This window comes from Streptomyces sp. NPDC029138 (genome assembly GCF_055564375.1).
The window spans coordinates 110,922-127,599 of record NZ_JBVHWM010000015.1; the positions used below are offsets into that span (position 1 = coordinate 110,922).

Annotated in this window: 17 protein-coding genes; 8 read left to right on the forward strand and 9 right to left on the reverse strand. The window is 72.4% G+C overall.

Annotation, left to right across the window (positions count from 1 at the left end):
* Positions 1–187: 187 nt before the first annotated feature.
* The 3 genes from ACZ4WH_RS15995 to ACZ4WH_RS16005 form a co-directional block, all read right to left on the reverse strand.
* Positions 188–1,075 carry an alpha/beta fold hydrolase gene (locus tag ACZ4WH_RS15995; protein ID WP_468180681.1) on the reverse strand — a complete coding sequence of 296 codons (888 nt, stop codon included), beginning with the start codon at positions 1,073–1,075 and terminating at the stop codon, positions 188–190.
* 97 nt (positions 1,076–1,172) lie between these two features.
* Entirely contained in the window at positions 1,173–2,234 is a 1,062-nt protein-coding gene (locus ACZ4WH_RS16000) for a GlxA family transcriptional regulator (RefSeq protein ID WP_468180683.1), read from the reverse strand.
* Positions 2,235–2,423: 189 nt separating this feature from the next.
* Positions 2,424–3,062: an HD domain-containing protein gene (locus ACZ4WH_RS16005; RefSeq protein WP_468180685.1), complete on the reverse strand. Its 639-nt coding sequence runs from the start codon at positions 3,060–3,062 to the stop codon at positions 2,424–2,426.
* Positions 3,063–3,317: 255 nt separating this feature from the next.
* Here ACZ4WH_RS16005 and ACZ4WH_RS16010 point away from each other — a divergent pair, with 255 nt between their 5' ends.
* The 4 genes from ACZ4WH_RS16010 to ACZ4WH_RS16025 all read left to right on the forward strand — a co-directional run bounded on the left by ACZ4WH_RS16010 (position 3,318) and on the right by ACZ4WH_RS16025 (position 5,183).
* The gene (locus ACZ4WH_RS16010) at positions 3,318–3,614 is read left to right on the forward strand and encodes a hypothetical protein (RefSeq protein ID WP_468180687.1); all 297 of its coding nucleotides are present in this window, start codon (positions 3,318–3,320) and stop codon (positions 3,612–3,614) included.
* 138 nt (positions 3,615–3,752) lie between these two features.
* Positions 3,753–3,917, forward strand: coding sequence for a hypothetical protein (locus ACZ4WH_RS16015; protein ID WP_468180689.1), 165 nt, complete (start codon positions 3,753–3,755; stop codon positions 3,915–3,917).
* Entirely contained in the window at positions 3,914–4,054 is a 141-nt protein-coding gene (locus ACZ4WH_RS16020) for a hypothetical protein (RefSeq protein WP_468180719.1), read from the forward strand. Before ACZ4WH_RS16015 ends, ACZ4WH_RS16020 begins: the two co-directional genes overlap by 4 nt.
* A gap of 313 nt (positions 4,055–4,367) precedes the next feature.
* Positions 4,368–5,183 (forward strand): SDR family NAD(P)-dependent oxidoreductase, encoded by an 816-nt coding sequence (locus ACZ4WH_RS16025; RefSeq protein ID WP_468180691.1) that lies wholly within the window; start codon positions 4,368–4,370, stop codon positions 5,181–5,183.
* 19 nt (positions 5,184–5,202) lie between these two features.
* Here the strand turns inward: ACZ4WH_RS16025 and ACZ4WH_RS16030 are convergent, their stop codons facing one another.
* The 5 genes from ACZ4WH_RS16030 to ACZ4WH_RS16050 form a co-directional block, all read right to left on the reverse strand.
* Positions 5,203–8,004 carry a helix-turn-helix transcriptional regulator gene (locus tag ACZ4WH_RS16030; RefSeq protein ID WP_468180693.1) on the reverse strand — a complete coding sequence of 934 codons (2,802 nt, stop codon included), beginning with the start codon at positions 8,002–8,004 and terminating at the stop codon, positions 5,203–5,205.
* Between the two features lie 202 nt (positions 8,005–8,206).
* Complete coding sequence (locus ACZ4WH_RS16035; RefSeq protein WP_468180695.1) at positions 8,207–9,220, reverse strand: alpha/beta hydrolase; 1,014 nt, start codon at positions 9,218–9,220, stop codon at positions 8,207–8,209.
* A 121-nt stretch (positions 9,221–9,341) separates the two neighbouring features.
* Complete coding sequence (locus ACZ4WH_RS16040) at positions 9,342–9,584, reverse strand: STAS domain-containing protein (protein ID WP_468180697.1); 243 nt, start codon at positions 9,582–9,584, stop codon at positions 9,342–9,344.
* A gap of 98 nt (positions 9,585–9,682) precedes the next feature.
* Complete coding sequence (locus ACZ4WH_RS16045; RefSeq protein ID WP_468180699.1) at positions 9,683–9,973, reverse strand: WhiB family transcriptional regulator; 291 nt, start codon at positions 9,971–9,973, stop codon at positions 9,683–9,685.
* A 105-nt stretch (positions 9,974–10,078) separates the two neighbouring features.
* Positions 10,079–10,915: an alpha/beta fold hydrolase gene (locus tag ACZ4WH_RS16050; protein WP_468180701.1), complete on the reverse strand. Its 837-nt coding sequence runs from the start codon at positions 10,913–10,915 to the stop codon at positions 10,079–10,081.
* A 369-nt stretch (positions 10,916–11,284) separates the two neighbouring features.
* Between ACZ4WH_RS16050 and ACZ4WH_RS16055 the strand changes: the two genes are divergently transcribed.
* A complete protein-coding gene (locus tag ACZ4WH_RS16055; RefSeq protein ID WP_468180703.1) occupies positions 11,285–11,923 on the forward strand; it encodes a DsbA family oxidoreductase in 639 nt (212 codons plus the stop codon).
* Positions 11,924–12,108: 185 nt separating this feature from the next.
* A complete protein-coding gene (locus ACZ4WH_RS16060) occupies positions 12,109–12,825 on the forward strand; it encodes a nitroreductase family protein (RefSeq protein ID WP_468180705.1) in 717 nt (238 codons plus the stop codon).
* A gap of 444 nt (positions 12,826–13,269) precedes the next feature.
* On the opposite strand, the gene ACZ4WH_RS16065 is transcribed toward ACZ4WH_RS16060, so the two are convergent.
* Entirely contained in the window at positions 13,270–13,512 is a 243-nt protein-coding gene (locus ACZ4WH_RS16065) for a hypothetical protein (protein ID WP_468180707.1), read from the reverse strand.
* 359 nt (positions 13,513–13,871) lie between these two features.
* Between ACZ4WH_RS16065 and ACZ4WH_RS16070 the strand changes: the two genes are divergently transcribed.
* Positions 13,872–15,746 carry an amidohydrolase gene (locus tag ACZ4WH_RS16070; protein WP_468180717.1) on the forward strand — a complete coding sequence of 625 codons (1,875 nt, stop codon included), beginning with the start codon at positions 13,872–13,874 and terminating at the stop codon, positions 15,744–15,746.
* A gap of 107 nt (positions 15,747–15,853) precedes the next feature.
* The gene (locus tag ACZ4WH_RS16075; RefSeq protein ID WP_468180709.1) at positions 15,854–16,516 is read left to right on the forward strand and encodes a hydrolase; all 663 of its coding nucleotides are present in this window, start codon (positions 15,854–15,856) and stop codon (positions 16,514–16,516) included.
* The last annotated feature ends 162 nt before the right edge of the window (positions 16,517–16,678 follow it).

A 16,678-nucleotide genomic window follows, 5' to 3' on the forward strand; every position in this document is an offset into this window, starting at 1 on the left:
GGGCCTGGAGCCGGCGGCGTGGCGGGCCTGGTCGGCGTGGTGTGACCCGGTTCGGCCAGTCAGGTCCCATCGAGGACGTCCACCGTCACCACGGCATCGACACCGACAGCATCGTCGCCGCCGCGCCCGACCTCGTCGACTGAAAGGCGAGCGACCGGCTCGTCGACCGAACGGCCCCGGCCGCGCGTCAGGTCACCCCGCGGCCGGTGCGGCTCAACAGCGAAGCGAGGATCTCGTCCGGGTGCGTCCACACGAGCGCCGTTCCCGCATCCTCCAGGGTGTGGAGCCGGGCGGTGGGGACACGGGCGGCGAGGGAGGCCCCGTGGTCGGGCGAGTGGAACGGATTCGTGTCGCGTCGGCTGTACCACAGGTCGATCGGGACCGAGACGGCGGCGGGATCGAAGGGCCAACGCGTCATGGCCAGGACGGTCTCGCGTGCGTACCCTGCGGCGCCTTGTACGAATCCCTCCGCCAGCGCACGACGGTAGGCCTGCCGGAAAGCGGGATCTCCGTACACGTTCCTGTCGCCGTCCCCGTCGGCACCGGTCACCACCTCGAACAGTGCCTCCGCCCCGGCAGCGCCGCGCAGCATCCGCTCGGCGGCCTGTGGATCGTCCGCCACGCGACGCACCAGCATGTGGGCCTCTGGTTCCAGCGCGCCCGTGAACATGGGATGGGCCAGTTCGTCCGTCCCGGAGACCAGGGACGCACCCACCACCGCCCCGGCCGCGGCGCAGGCGAGCGCGAAGGGTGCGCCCACCGAATAGCCGATGGCCGCCAGGTTGTTCAGCCCCCGGGCAGAAGCGAACTCGCGGACGTCGCGGGCCCAGTCCCTCAGCGTCCACCCGGGCGTCGCGCCGGACACACCCAGGCCTGGCCGGTCGACGGCCAGGAGACGAACGCCGGCCCTTGCCACGGCTTCGCCGCTCATTCCCAGCCATCGGCCGGTTGCTGAACCACCGCAGAACAGCACCGGCACACCCGATGCCGGGCCCCACTCGGCCCACCCCAGCGTGCGTGCGTCGGTCAGCCGCACCTGCCCCAGGCGCTCGGGCGCCGTCACGCCGGTCGTCATCACTACTCCTCACAGCCCTTCACAGCGAGCCCGCGAAGGGTGGTGGGCCGGTGCTCGCCGGGCGCCGGCAGGGGCAAGGCAGGCTTCCGAGCACTGGTCAACGGTCACGGTCGGCGGGCTGTGGCACGTCGTTGCGGAGTATCGGAGCCGACGGGGTGCCGCCGGTCCCGTTCCGGCCGGCGGCCGGTGTCCGAGTGCGGCGGGGGTCTGAGTGCGTCGTGGCGAACCGGGCTCGGTAGTGGCCCGGTGAGACACCGAGCCGCGCCACGAAGGTGCGCCGCAGCGTCTCGGCGCTGCCGAATCCGGCCGCTCGGGCGCTGGCGGCCACGCTGTGACCGGCGTCCAGCAGCGCCTTCGCGTGGTCCAGCCGTACACGTTCGACGAACTTGGCCGGTGTCGTGCCGAGTTCGGCGTTGAACAGCCGGGTCAGATGCCGGGGACTGACACCGACGAGGACGGCCAGCGCATCCGTACTGTGTTCGAGTGCGGGCTGCGCGGAGACCAGGTCGATGACCGCTCTCAGCGCGGGCGTGCGGGGCACGCTCACCTCCAGCGGTGCGGAGAACTGGGACTGCCCTCCCGGGCGCTGCATGAACACCACCAGACTGCGCGCGACCTCGCGGGCCAGATCCGCACCGTGGTCACGCTCGACCAGGGAGAGCGCAAGGTCGATACCGGAGGTGACACCGGCGGAGGTGAAGACGCCACGATCCTCGACGAAGAGGGAATCGGGCTCGACGTGCACGTCGGGGTAAGCGCGTGCGAGCAGCTGGGCGTGGCGCCAGTGCGTGGTCGCGCGGTGCCCCGAGAGCAGGCCCGCGGCAGCGAGGACGAACGAGCCGGTGCAAATGGACACGAGCCTGCGGGCGCGAGCACGCAGGTGCCGCACGGCCTCGCTCAGATCGGCCGGGATCGGCTCAGTGACGAGGAGATCCCCGCCCGAGACGACGAGTGTGTCGACGTCGAGGTCCGCTGCGGCCGAGTCCACGGGCAGACGCGTGCCGATCGAGGTGCGTACCGGCTTGCCGGACGGCGACGCGTAACACAGCGAATAGCCGGTACCGAGGGTGTTGGCCTCGGCGAACACCTCCGCAGGCCCGGAGACGTCGAGCATCTTCATGCCGTCGAACACGAGGAAGGCAACACGGTGGACCGCCATGCGGTTGACGGCTCCTTTCCTTGGTCAACACCAGGACATCCGAGAGGGCCCGGCCCGGAGGGCCGTGCGGCGGTGGAGGCCGGCCCGGCCCGGCCAGGGGCCGCCGGGCCGTCCCGCGCTGCCGGCCGCCGGTGAACCCGCGACGCCGCCGGGCGAAGGCGGACCAGGTCACTCGGGCCGAGGATCAGATCACTCGGGCCACGCGTTCGTCCGGATGATCTGGACGAAGTCCTTGCGCTGGAAGCCGGGGTCGAAGTGCGCGAGGACGTCGTCGTTCATGGTGCCGAAGGTGGTGTCGGGCCGGTCGGCCATGCCGTGGTAGAAGGCCTGGAGGATGCGGTTCTTGAAATCCGGCCGCGGATGGGCGGCCACGACCTCCGCACGCTGCTCCGGGGTGATCTGCTCCAGTTCCAGGCCCAGGACGTCGGTCTCGACGCCGAGCGTCACCACGGAGACCTCGGGAGCGAGGTGGAGGGGAACCTCCGGTGTGGTGTGGAGCGCGATCGCCAACCAGACGTTGCGCGCCTCCTCGTCGCTTCGGCCGTGGTCGCGCAGGAAGGTGTACGCCGCCTCGGCGCCGTCGAGCTCGAAGCGGCGGTCCTTCGTACGGTAGTCGTCCGTCAGCCCGAGGTCGTGGAAGAGACCGCCGACGTAGGCGAGCTCGGGGTCCACCTGGAGTCCCCGGGCGGCGCTCTTGAGCATCCCCCAGAGGAACACGCGGCGGGAGTGGTGGAACAGCGTGTCGTCGGCGGACTGGCGCACCAGCTCGGTGGCCTCGCGGACCAGGGCGGTGTCCGGGACCGTGATCCCGGCGATCGTTTCGGGCACTGTGCCTCCAAAAGGGAAATGTCGAAACATCTGTCGCTTCCGACTCACCTCCACGGTCCCTGATCGACGCCCTGGCGAGAAGTGTCCAAACGGACGTGAGTCCCACGGATCCGGACACACCTCGGCGGGCGGCGACGGCCGACCGGCCCCGGTCGACCGCCACCGGGCGCACGTCTCGCCGGTGAGCGGGCTCAGAGCGCGTCGAAGCGCCCTCGAACATGTCCTGACCGGCCACCATCGACCACCCGCACGCTGGTGCTCGACCCGGTCGGCGGGACCGTCAGCTGGACCGGTGCCGAGACCGCCGTCAGCCCCCGGCTGGGCCGCTACAAGCTGGCCAACGGCGCGATCGTCAGGCTCGTCAAGCACAAGGGTGTCCACGGGGCGCAGCTGACCACCAGTCACGGCACGTTCCCCGTCGCCTACGCCAAGGGTCGCCCCGTCGTCCTCCAGGACAACGTCATCCTGGTCGTCCTGGGCGCCGACGGCACGATCAGCGACCACATCTACGGCAAGTCCGTCCAGAAGGCACCGGTCTATCTGGGTGCCTGAGCCATCAGCGAAAAGGGGTGCCGCCGACCAGCACCGCGCACCGCGCCCCTTTCTCGCGAGGGGCACAACGTCCAAGTTCCGTCTCATTGGTCAGCGCCGGGGCGACTCCGATCATCGCCATTGGGCGGTACCGCCATCATGAGCGACGGCCGCTCCTTCTGGCGGCTCGACGCGGCCGACTACGTGGAGTACTACGGGATCGGGCTCCCGGAGGATTCATCGCTCACGGCACCGCCTCTGTGGATCGCCCCGGCCCTCTCCCGCGACGTGCAGCCGATTTTGGGCATGTCAGGGGGACCGTGAGCCGACCACTGCTGTTCCTGGATGTGGACGGGCCGCTCAACCCGTACGCGGCCAAGCCGGAGAAGCACCCCGCCGGGTACACCACCCTCAGAGTGCCCCGAGACGGCGATGCCCCACAGGAACACCGCGAACTCTAGTTCCGCCGGAGGCCAGGAAGGGCCGCCTGAAGGGCATGCCGCACCGCCGTGCGCGCGCCGCCACGCCGGAACGACGACCTCGTGTCATCGTGACCCTGAGGCGGCCGTCCCCGCCATCCGTCATCCGACCGTGTGCTCCGGCGGTACCGGTACCTAGAGGGCCGTCCGGGACGGAGCTCAGTCATTTCACCGATGTCCCTCCCCCGTCCCTCTGCTGCCATGGGGTCAGGAAAGCCGCACACTGCACCGGTCGCGCCGCTTCGGCGGGCAGGCACAGCGTGCCGACCACGCGCGATTCGTCCATGGGAAACCGATGACCAAGACCATCTTCGTGACCGCGGTGACCGACCCCCTCGGCGCCGCGGTCGCCCGCGCGCTGGCCGACGCGGGCCACACCGTGTACGTGGGCCACCGGCAGGTCGCCGACGCGAACGACCGGGTTCCCGACGGCACCGACACGGTCACCGACGTGGACACCCGCGGCCTGCGGACCGTGGTGTACGAGGCGATCGACCAGCGTTCGGTCACCGCCGCCGTGCGCAGCATCGAGGCCGAGGCCGGGCCGGTCGACGTGGTCATCCACTCACGGGCGCCGGTCACGCTCGGCCCCACCGAGTCGTTCACGCCGTACCAGCTCGGTCAGCTCTACGACGCCTGCGTGCTGGCCGCGCAGCGGATCAACCGGGCCGTGCTGCCCCGCATGCGCGAGCGCGGCGACGGGCTGCTGATCTGGACCGGCCCGCCCACTCGGCCGGGACCGGCGCCCTTCCTGGCGCCCGGGCAGGCGCTGCGTGCCGCACAGGGGCAGCTCGCCGAGGCCTACGCCGCCGAGCTTGCCCCCTTCGGCATCGACGTCACCATCGTCACCTTCGGCGGGACACCGGCGCAGCCCGGTGACGCGGCGGAGCCGGTGCGTGCCGCGGACGCCGACACCGCCGCGTCCTACCCGGCGCGGATGACCGGCACGCCGGGGCGCGCCGGCGGGCACCCCGCCTCATCGGCGCCCGACGTGCAGGAACTCGCCGCGGCCGTGGCCCGCCTCGTGGCGGCTCCGCGGGGCACCCGGCCGGTGCACGTCGCCGTCGGGGACCCCGGCACACCGGAAGGCGCCGCGGCCGACGGCGGGTGACGGAGAACCGCTCACCGAGTCAGGCGCCCGACGCCTCCCTGTCCCGGACCGTGAGCGCGTCCCTGAGCGCCGCCCGGGAGGTGATGCCGAGTTTGGGGTAGATCTGGTAGAGGTGGGCGCCGACGGTGCGGTGCGAGATGAAGAGCCGCTCGGCGATCTGCTTGTTCGTCAGCCCCGCCGCGGCGAGCTGAGCGATCTCCCGTTCCTGCGGCGTGAGTTCCTGCCCGGCGCGGTCGCCGCTGTTCGGCACGCTCCAGCCCGCGGCACGCAGTTCCTTCGCGGCCCGCTCCGCCCACGTCCGGGAACGCAGCTGCTGGAAGGTCCGCAACGCGTCGACGAGGGGTCCCTTGCAGTCCGTCGTGGCACGGGCACGGCGCAGCCGCTCACCCTGGGCCAGCCGCACCCGCGCCAGGTCGAACGGCCAGCGGTCCACGTCCGGTCCGCCCAGCGTCTCCTCGAACAGCCTCACCGCCTCCTCCTCGTCCTCCGTGGCGAGGGCGGCACAGCCACCGGTCAGCAGGGCGAGCCGGGGCGAGAAGACGTCAAGGCGCGCCTCCCGCAGCGCACGCACATGGAGGGCGGCCTCCGCGCGGCGGTTGGTGCGCACCGCGGACTCCACCAGGTCGAAGACGAGCCACAGCGCGTGCGGCGCGTACGGTGCCAGGCTGCCTGCGGGGGACACCGCGGTCGCATGCCGGTACGCCTCCTCGAAGTCGCCCTCCGCGATGCTCGCCACGGCGTGGACGTGGTGGGCGTAGTGGACGGCCGAACGCACGCCCCGCGGCGTCGCCCAGTCCATCATCCGGTCGGCGAGCGCCTGCGCGGTGCCGGAGTCCCCGCGGGACGCGGCCACCATCGCCTTGTTGTAGTGGAAGTACCAGGCGAAGAAGGCGTAACCGGACGTCTCGCACAACTCCAGTCCCTCGTCCGTGAGTTCGGCGACCTCGTCCCAGCGGCCCGTGTGGTAGCCGTCGAGACACAGGTGCATCAGGCCACCCAGGTGCCTGCGCATCGGCCCGCCGTCCCGTCCCTGGCGCACCACGTGCCAGGACGGCTCGCGCAGGGCGGAGAGCCGGTCCGGGTAGATCGACGCGGTGCCGATCCGCACGATGCGTGCGGGGTCCGACTCCTCCATGACGGTGTCGAGGATCTGGCCGAGCTGCTCCACCGCTCCCGCCCCGGTGCGCGCCGGGTCGGCGAAGGTCTGGTGGGCGACGTAGAGCAGGCGCGGGGCCTCCGGGCGCAGCCGCGAGAGCGCCGTGCGGAAAGGCGGCCACAGCTCCGCCCGGCCACCGTAGAAGCACACCAGCAATAACAGGTGGAGGGCGTCGGTGAGTGAGACGTCGTTCGCGTCGTAGCGGTGCGTGCCCTCCTCGATGGCGCCGACCAGCAGCCGGTGGGCGGTGGCCACGTCACCGTCCCGGTTCAGCAGGAGTTGCACCGCGGCGGCGACCGAGTGCAACGACCTGGCGTGCCGCGGGTCGGCGCGGCGTGCGTCCTCCAGCAGCTCCGAGGCGCTGTGCAGCGCCCCCGTCGCGTCGGCGCCGATGTAGGCGGCCTCCGCCAGACGGCGGGCGCGGTCCCGCCCGGCCGGGCTGAGGTCCGCCGCTCGGGTGAGCCGCGCGATGGCGGCCACGGCGTCCCCGCGGCTGAGGATGCGGTGGGCGGCCTCTTCCAGTTGGAGGGCGACCTGCTCGTCGGGTTCGAGCGTCGCCTCCCCGAGATGCCAGGCCCGGCGTTCCGGATCGTTGGTCAGTACCTGGGCGAGCGCGCGGTGGGCCGCGCGGCGCAGGCCGCTGGCGCACGCCTCGACCACGGCCGAGCTGATCAACGGGTGGCGGAACACCAGCCGGCGGGTGCGCTCGTCCAGGCGTACGAGCTGGTCGTGCTCGGCGGGGGCGAGGTCCTCCAGACCGGTGTCGCCGTCCATCTCCCGCCCCGCCGCGTGCAGGACGCCCAGGTCGCCGCTGCCGTCGAGGGTGGCCAGGAGCAGCAGGTGGCGGGTCGCGGCCGGCAGGTTCCGGATGCGGGAGACGAACAGGGATTGCAGGCGTCTGCTGAGCGGCAGGACCGCGGGCAGGGCCTCGAGTGCCGTGCGCTGGCTCGTCCGCAGCGTGGCGGGCAGCTCCAGCAGGGCCAGGGGATTGCCCTGCGCGGTGTCCAGAAGGCGCCGGCGTACTTGACGGGCGAGCCGGGGGAAGCACTGGTCGACCAGGTGGGTGGCCGCGTCGGTGTCGAGGGGCGGCAGTTCGTAGGTCGGCAGGCCGCCGCTCTCGAAGAAGCCGTCCGCCCCGGTGCGCGAGGCCGACAGGAAACTGACGCGGCTGCCGGACAGGCGCCGGGCGATGAAGCCGAAGACGGCGGCGCTCGCCCGGTCGATCCAGGGCAGGTCGTCGACGACGAGCAGCACCGGGCTCTCCGCGGCCGCCTCCTGCAGCAGGGTCAGTGCGGCGTTGGAGACGAGCAGCCGCTCCGGGGGTGAGCCCGCTCCGAAGCCCAGGGCGACCTGGATGGCGTCGCGGTGGGTGGCGCTGAGGCGGTCCAGTCCCTCACGCAGGGGCAGGAGGGCCTGGTTCAGGCCGGAGTAGCTCACGTCCGCCTCGAACTGGACGCCGGCGGCGCGCAGCACGCGTGTTCCGTTGTCCGCCGCGGCCTGCGCCGCGGCGTGCAGGACCATGGTCTTTCCCACGCCGGGATCACCGGACAGCAGCAGGGCCCGCCCGGTGTGCGGGCTGGTGAGGAAGGCCGCGATGCGGGCGAGGTCCTGATCGCGCCCCACCAATGCGTCGGCGCCGTCTCGCAGGGGGTCGGCCAAGCTCACCAGGCATCGCTCCATTCGGCCGAGGCGCGTCATGCGATCGGGCCGGGAGCGTCCGCCGCCCGATCGATCGGCGAGACACTAGCACCTTTAGTTGAGCGTTAAAAGAAACTTCTCGCTGAATGAGAGGCGATGCCGATCGCGGCCGCACCGAAGGCGGAGCGGCCCGGAGACCCGCGGGTCCGGGGCACGGCCGGGGAGTGCCTCAGGCCGCGCCGAGGCGCTCCCTGATCACATCGATGACCTCCGCCTGGACGGCCGGGGCGACCTTGGTGGCCAGCCAGAGCAGATGGAACGCGCCCCGCTGGCGGCGCACCCGGACATCCACTCCGGCGGCGTGCAGCGCCTGGGCGTACTGCTCGCCCTCGTCCCGCAGCGGGTCGAGGCCCGCCGTGATCACAGTGGCGGCCGGAAGGCCGCTGAGATCCGACGCCAGCGCCGGTGCCGCGCGCGGGTCGGTGCGGTCGGCGGCGTCCGGCACATAGCACTCGGCGTACCAGTCGAGCAGCTCGTTGGTGAGGAAGTACCCCTCGCCCAGCTCCTGCCGGCTGACGGTGTCGGCCTGCGGCGGGTACAGCGTCAGCGGCGTGATCAGGACCTGGTGGACCAGCTCCGGGCCGCCCCACGCACGGCACTGCTGCGCGACCACGGCGGCCAGCGTGGCACCGGCGCTGTCCCCGCCCACCGCCAACCGCGCCGGGTGGATGCCCAGATCCCCGGCGTGCGCGGCGACATGACGGGTAGCGGCCTCGGCGTCGAGCACCGCGGCGGGGAACCGGTTCTCCGGCGCCAGCCGGTAGTCGACACCGACGACCACGTGCCGGGTCGCCCCGGCCAGCGCACGGAGGAACCCGCTGTGGCTGTCCGGGCCGCCCTGCACGAAGCCGCCGCCGTGGAGGTACACCAGCCCCGGGCGCGGCCGACGCGTCTCGGCGGGCCGGTCCTCGACGGGCCGGTACACCGTCAGCGTCAGCGGCCCGGCAGGACCCGGGACGACGGCGGACGTCACCGAGGCCGTGGGCAAAGAGGGACCGAACAGCGCCGTCAGGGCGGTGTCGGCCCGCGCCTGCCGCACATCGGCGGGGCGCTGCCCGCGCTGCCCGTGGGCGGCCAGCACCGCCAGCGCCTCCTCGGTCGACGCCGTGTAGTCCTCGGCGGACATCTCCACCGGGACAGGTGGCCTGCCGGGTGTCGTGCCCGGTCCGGCGATCTCGCTCATGACTGCTCCTGTCCGTGGCGGGCCGGCCGACGGCGGTGTCCCGCTCCTCGCGACACGACGACGACCCTACGCGCCACCTTCGCTCCGCACCCGGGGCCGGCCGTCCCGCCGGCAGCGGGACTCATCCGCCCTCGACATCCCGGCAGTCGGACACGCGGTGCCGGCCGTGGACCGCATCCCCGTCGAGGCGCAGCAGGACGCCGATGACACCCGAATCCGTGAACGTCACGCCATTCAGGCCGACTTCCAGCAGCCGGCACCCCTGTGCGATGTACTGTCGCAGACCCCGTTCGAGCGGTGGCGCCGACAGGAGATCGATCTCGCCGAGTACCTCGACGACGAGCGGGCGGTGCGACTGAGGCACGCTTCTCGTTCCCATCGTGCACAGCCGTGCGCGCCCGCCCCGTGCGCGGCGGGGTGCTGCGGGGCGCACCTCGGCCCCGGGCTCGGCGCGCCGCTGCCTCAGGCGGTGCGGCCGGTGCGGTTCGGCCGGGGCGCGGCGTCCAGCAAGGCGCGTCGTTCCTGCTCGCTCATCCCGCCCCACACCCCGTGCCGTTCCCCGTGACGCAGGGCGAAGTCCGCGCACACGGCTCGAACGGGGCAGCCGTCACAGACCGCCCGGGCCAGCTGGTCGCGGCGTCGCCTGGCCTCACCACGGACCCCCGGCGGCGCGTAGAACACCTCGCTGTCCAGGCCGCGGCAGGCCGCGTGCCGCTGCCAGTCCCACACGTCGGCCAGGGGCCGCAGGCGCATCCGTGCCTCCATGTCTGCCTCTCGTGCTCCTGTTCCGGCCGGGTACCACGTCACGTAGCCGCGCCGCATCGAACGGTGCGGGCGCGGCGCGGGCCGGTGACTCTCCTATTTGGCGAGGAAGGTGAGGAGGGCCTGGTTGACCTCGTCGGCGTGGGTCCACAGCAGGCCGTGGGGCGCGCCCTCGATCTCGACGTACTCGGCGCTGGGCAGGGCGCGGTGGAAGGGGCGGCCGGTGGCGTCGATGGGCAGGATGTTGTCGGCGGTGCCGTGCAGGATCAGCGCGGGCACGTCGACGGCGGAGATGTCCTCGCGGAAGTCGGTGAACCATGTCAGCGGCGCGGCCGCGGCCGCGTGGAAACCGCCGCCGGCGGCCACGTTCCAGCTGTTGCGCAGCGCCTCTTCGCTGATGCGGGTGCCGAGGTTCTCGTCCAGGTTGTAGAAGTCCCGGTAGAACTCGGTGTAGTAGGCGTACCGGTCCGCCTTGACCGAAGCGACGATGTCCTCGAAGAACTCGCGCGGCGCCGCGCCGGTGGGGTTGTCCTCCGTCTTCAGCAGGCAGGGCTCCAAGGAGGCGAGGAAGGCGGCCTTGGCGACGCGGCCGGAGCCGTAGCGGCTGATGTAGCGGGCGACTTCGCCGGTACCCATGGAGAACCCGACCAGCACGACGTCGTCGAGGCCCAGCGTGCGCAGGACGGTGTCGAGGTCGGCGGCGAAGGTGTCGTAGTCGTAGCCGGTGGTGGGCTGGCTGGACCGGCCGAAACCACGCCGGTCGTAGGTGATGACCCGGTACCCGGCCTCCAGCAGCGCGGCCGTCTGCTTCTCCCACGAATGCCCGTCCAGCGGGAAACCGTGGATGAGGACGACGGGCTGCCCGTCGCCGTGGTCCTCGTAGTAGACATCGATGGAGGTGGAGTTCTCTTCACCCACGGTGATGTACGGCATGCGATTGCCTCTTCTCGGTGGAAACACGGGAGTTCGTGGGATCGGCACCGGTGCCGGGGCCGCTCACCCGTCCAGGATTCGTCGGGCGGGCCCGGGCACACATCCGCGCAATGACCTAGACGCGGTTCCTAGGTAGGCCGTGGCGGTCCACCGGGCGCGTGGCGAGAGGCCCGTCGCACCGGCCGGCACCCAACCCCCGGAGTCGCCTGCCCGTTCCCGCGCCTGGGCGTTGCTCACACGGGGAAGACGGCCCGGCCGCGGGCGCGGTCTCTTGCCTGCCCCTCCGCATTGAGTTACAGTTAATAGCTGTAATCTAATGCCCGCGAGGGTGCGGAAGCCCGGCCGGAACGGACCGAAAGGCGCGCTGTCATGAGCGACGACGATCACGGACCTACGGCGGCACCGCACAGGGTCCCGCACTGGTTCGACCTCCTCTGTCCGTTCTGCTACGTCGCCCAGCCGAGGAACGAGCTCCTCGAACGACGCGGTCTGGAGGTCGTCCACCTCCCCTTCCAGATCCATCCCGAGATCCCGCCCGGCGGGATCGAGGCGGGCCCGCGCAACGGGCCGATGTACGAGATGCTCGAAGAGGAGGCCGCCCGGGCCGGGCTGCCGCTGACCTGGCCCTCCCGGCTTCCCGACACCCGGACGGCACTGTCCGCTGCGGAGTGGGTGCGGCTGCACCAGCCCGACGCGGCGGCCGGTCTGATCAAGCACCTGTTCGCCGCGCACTTCGCTCTGGGGGAGGACATCGGGGACCCCCGGGTGGTCGACCGCCACGCCGAGGCGTCAGGCGTCGACGTGGAAGCGCTGCGTGCCGCCCTCGCGGACGGCAGCGCCCGGTCGGCGCTCGCGCGGGCGGAGGCGCTCGGCAGAGGGGCCGGCGTCCACGCGACTCCCGGTTGGCTCATCGCGGGACGCCTGGTCTCCGGCCTCCGGCCCCTGTCGGAGTTCGAACGCCTCGCGGACGAGGCGCTCGGACAGGTGGCCGGCAGCACGCGTGGCTGAACGGCGGCCCACAGCGGCGGCCGGCACGGGCGCGGCCGTCGCTTCCCTCTGCGGACCCCTCAGTGGCCCAACCACCACGGCCGGCGGACCGAAGTGCGTCAATCGATCCAACCGAACCAATTCCCGGAGTGTCGGCCGCCCGTCGGCGTTGCGCGATCTCCGCCCGGCTGCCTCAGGAGAACCGCATGGACGTGTACGAGGCTCTGTACACCACCAGGATGATGCGGCGCATGCGCGAGGACCCCATCCCGCTGGAGACGCAGTGCCGCATCCTCGACGCCGCCATCCGCGCGCCGAACGGCGGCAACGCCCAACGCTGGCACTTCCTCGTCGTGGACGACCCCGACCGCAAGCGCGAGCTCGCCGAGCTGTACCGCAGGTGCCGCGCGAAGGAATACGCGGACATCGCCCGGGGGGCGCTCGCCCAGACGATTCACGACCCCGAGGAGCACGCCGCCACGATGCGCCGGATCAAGGCATCGGGTGACCACTTCGCCGAACACTTGGCCGACGTCCCCCTGTTGCTCTTCGTCTTCTCGATCGACGACCACGGCGGCGCGAACATCTACCCGGCCATCTGGAGCACTCTGCTCGCCGCCCGGGCGGAAGGCGTCGGCGGCGTCATCACGACGGTGCTGCGGTACGAGGAGGAGACCGTGCACAAGCTGCTCGGGGTGCCGGCCGAGGACGGCTGGCGGATGAACGTCATGCTCGCGCTCGGCTACCCGCTCGGCCGCTGGGGCGTGGCGGCGAACCGGCGACCGGTCCACGAGGTGGCCAGCCGCAACACATGGGGGGGGCCACTTCGGCGCGACCGTCCCGGAGCCCCTGTGGGCGCCTCCCGCCGCGTGAACTTCCCGGGCGGGCGGTGGCCGCCCGCCCGGCCCGTCGGCCTTCCCTGACCTGACTCCCCGCTGCCGGCGGGCGCCTCGTGCCACTGCCCGTCTCCTCGCCCTCCGTGCTCTCCCGGTCGCGCGAGAACCGACACCTCGCAGGTGCTCACCGCCGGCCGCGCACCGCCCGCAGGCAGACGCAGGACATCGGTAGCGAGCCGACGGGCCACCCCCTTTCCCGGCTCCCCGCGACCCCGGTGCACCCCTTCTCGGCTCACCCCCTCCGGGCTCTGCGCTCTCCGGCGCAGCCTTTCCCGGCCGGCGGTCTCCCGGCTCGCCCTGGCCCTCGGGGGGCACCGGCCTCCAGGCCGGCGAGCGCCGGACGGCCACTCCTCCCCGGACCGGCGCGGCACCCGACCCGGGCCGACTCCACTGCCGACCGGGCCGCCCGGCGCCCCGCCTTCCTGGCGGTGGCCGCGAGCCGGACCTTCCTCCTCCCGCCCTGGCCACCTGTCAGTCGTACGCGCCGATCTCGGTGCCCCTCATCCGGCTGCCGTCCCCCTGGAGGCCGCAGGACCGGGTCCGCGCCCGGTCCGCCCGGGAGCCCTGCCGGTCCGCCGGTCCGCCGACGCCCCGCACCGGCTCGGGCGGCGCCCGTCCGTCTGCTTCCCGGACCAGTGCCCGCGGAGACCGGCTGTCCGGGCGGGACAGGCGTCCGGCGCGGCCGCAGGTGATCGAGTCGCGGTGAGCACGCAAGCGCGGATCGCCGACAGTACCTACCCGCGCGTCTCGGCGTCGCGGCAGTCGAACGCCGTACGACGCGCCCGCACACCGACTGACCGCGTGGCGGGTTCGACGACCGGGCCGCCACTACCGTTTCGCGCTTCCCCAGTCACGCGACTGATGCCCCGCGGCCGCCCGCCTCCACACACTGGCTACGACGGTTCGCCGGTGAACACGGCGCCTTCGCCTACGAGTTCACCTCCGGCCCCCGACCCGCACGACGCATCCCGCTCGTGAGGGAAGAGCAGCGCCGCGTGGCGCGATCGCGGTTTCTACAGCACCGCGGAACCGATCGACCTTTCCCATCCGAAGGAGGCACAGGCGTGACAAGCATGCCCGTCGGCGGCGTCGAAGCACTCGCCGCAGCGGACGGCGCCGCCGATCTGGTGGTGCGCAACGCGAAGATACACACCGGCGATCCGCACCGTCCGCAGGCCGAGGCACTGGCCATCACCGACGGCCGGATCACGGCCCTCGGGGACGACCGGGACATCGCCCCGTTCGTCGGAGCTTCCACCCAGGTCGTCGACGCCCTCGGCCGCCGCGTGATCCCAGGGCTGAACGACGCTCATCTGCACGTGATCCGCGGCGGGCTCAACTACGTGCTGGAGCTGCGCTGGGACGGCGTGCGCACCCTGCGCCGGGCGCTCGAGATGCTGAGGGAGCAGGCCGGCCGCACACCGAGGGGCCAGTGGGTGCGGGTGGTCGGGGGCTGGACGGCCGAGCAGTTCGCCGAACGGCGCCTGCCCACCCCCGCCGAGCTGAACGCGGCCGCCCCCGACACCCCGGTGTTCGTCCTGCATCTGTACCAGTCGGCGATCCTCAACCGGGCCGCCGTCAAGGCCGCCGGACTGACCCGTGACACGCCCGACCCGCGCGGCGGCCGGATCGTGCGGGGCCGGGACGGCGAACCGACGGGCATGCTGCTCGCCGCACCCAGCGCGCTGATCCTGTACTCCACTCTGGCGAAGGCGCCCGTCCTCGACGCCGCGGACCAGGAGCTCTCCACCCGCCACTTCCTGCGCGAGCTCAACCGGTTCGGCCTGACCTCGGCGATCGACGCCGCGGGCGGCTTCCAGTCCTTCCCGGAGAACTACGAGACGGTCACCGAGCTCGCCCGTCGCGGCGAACTGACCCTCCGTATCGCCTACCACCTGTTCCCGCAGACACCCGGGCAGGAGCTGAGCGACCTGAAGCGGTGGACGGACATGGTCCGGCCGGGCGACGGCGACGCGTGGCTGCGCCTGAACGGGGCGGGGGAGAACCTCGTCTGGGCGGCGGCGGACTTCGAGAACTTCGCCCAGCCGCGCCCGGAACTCGGCTCCTACGAGGGCGAGTTCGAGGCCGCGGTGCGCCTGCTCATGGAGAACGGCTGGGGTTTCCGGCTGCACGCCACCTACGACGAGACCATCCGCCGCGACCTGAAGGTGCTCGAGAAGCTGGCCGCCGAGGGGCTGTTCCCCGCGGGACAGCGCTGGCTGTTCGACCATGCGGAGACCATCTCCGACGAGAGCCTGGACCGGGTCGGTGCCCTGGGCGGCGCCCTCTCGGTGCAGAACCGCCTGTCGTTCCAGGGAGAGGCGTTCGTCCGCCGCTACGGACCCGCCGCAGCCGCCGAAGCGCCGCCGCTGCGGGCCATGCTGCAGCGCGGACTGACCGTGGCGGCCGGCTCCGACGCCACCCGTGTCACCTCCTACAACCCCTGGGTGGCCCTGCACTGGCTCGTCTCCGGCCGCACCGTCGGCGGCCTGACGCTCCACCCCCGGCCCAACCGGGTCGATCGGGCCACCGCACTCGACCTGTACACCATGGGCGGAGCCCGGCTCACCGGCGAAGAAGAGGCCAAGGGCCTGCTGCGGCCAGGCCACCTGGGCGATCTCACCGTCCTGGACCGGGACTTCTTCACGGTACCGGAACCGGACATCCCGCACATCGAGTCCCTCCTGACCGTCGTCGGCGGCCGCATCGTCTACGCCGCGGCCGAGTACGAGGGTCTCGACGACGCCCTCCCCGCCGTCAGCCCCGGATGGAGCCCCGTGGCCCACTACGGCGGCTACCAGGCGGCCGGCGCCGGTGCCCGTCAGGCCGAACTCCTGAGTGAGGCCATCGCGGAGTCCGACGAGCACCGTCTATGGCGCGTCCGGCGTGGCCTGCTGCCGGACCAGACGGCCGACGACGGTCCGTTCGACAGCTGCTTCGCGCACTGAGGGCCACCGCGCCCCCACTCGACCTTCCACCCCGGCCGCGACGGCACGCCGCCGAGCAGCCCTGTCCGATCACATCACTCACACCACACATCCGAGGAGCGCCCACCATGTCCGAACTCACCACCGTCCAGCCCGGTCCCAGCCCCGACCTGCTCACGCCCGAGAACACCGTCTTCCTCTTCGCCGACCACCAGCCGCAGATGTTCTTCGCGGTGGGCAGCGACGACCGAGGGGCCGTCATCAACGCCACCGTCGGGCTCGCCAAGGCCGCCGCGGCCTTCGGCGTGCCGACGGTGCTGACCACGGTGGCCGCCGACACCTTCTCGGGCCCGATCCTGCCCCAGCTGGCCCAGGTGTTCCCCGACCACAAGGTCATCGACCGCACCACGATGAACCCCTGGGAGGACCCGGCCGTGGTGGAGGCGGTCGTGGCCACCGGCCGCAAGAAGATCGTCATGGCCGGCCTGTGGACCGAGGTGTGCGTCGCCCTTCCCGCCCTCTCGGCGCTCCACCAGGGATACGAGGTCTACGTCGTCACCGACGCCTCGGGCGGCGCCACCCAGGTCGCGCACGACAACGCCGTACAGCGGATGACGGCGGCCGGCGCCGTCCCCGTCAACTGGCTGGCCGTCATGCTCGAACTCCAGCGTGACTGGGGCCGTCAGGAGACCTACGGCGCCGTCATGGACATCGTCCAGGAGCACGCCGGCGCCTACGGACAGGGCGTGGTCTACGCGCAGCGTTTCCTCGGCCCCGCCTCCGCCGGCTGACCCGGTCCTGATCCCGTGGCCCGGGGGGGGGGGGGGGGTCCCCCCCCCCCCCCCCAGAAAAAAAAAAAAAACAAACACAAAAAGAGCGGCCCCCCCGTTCCCCGTCCCTCTTCCCCCCGCCCCGCACAGAAGGCGGCAGGGGGGGACCACACTCTCGTGACA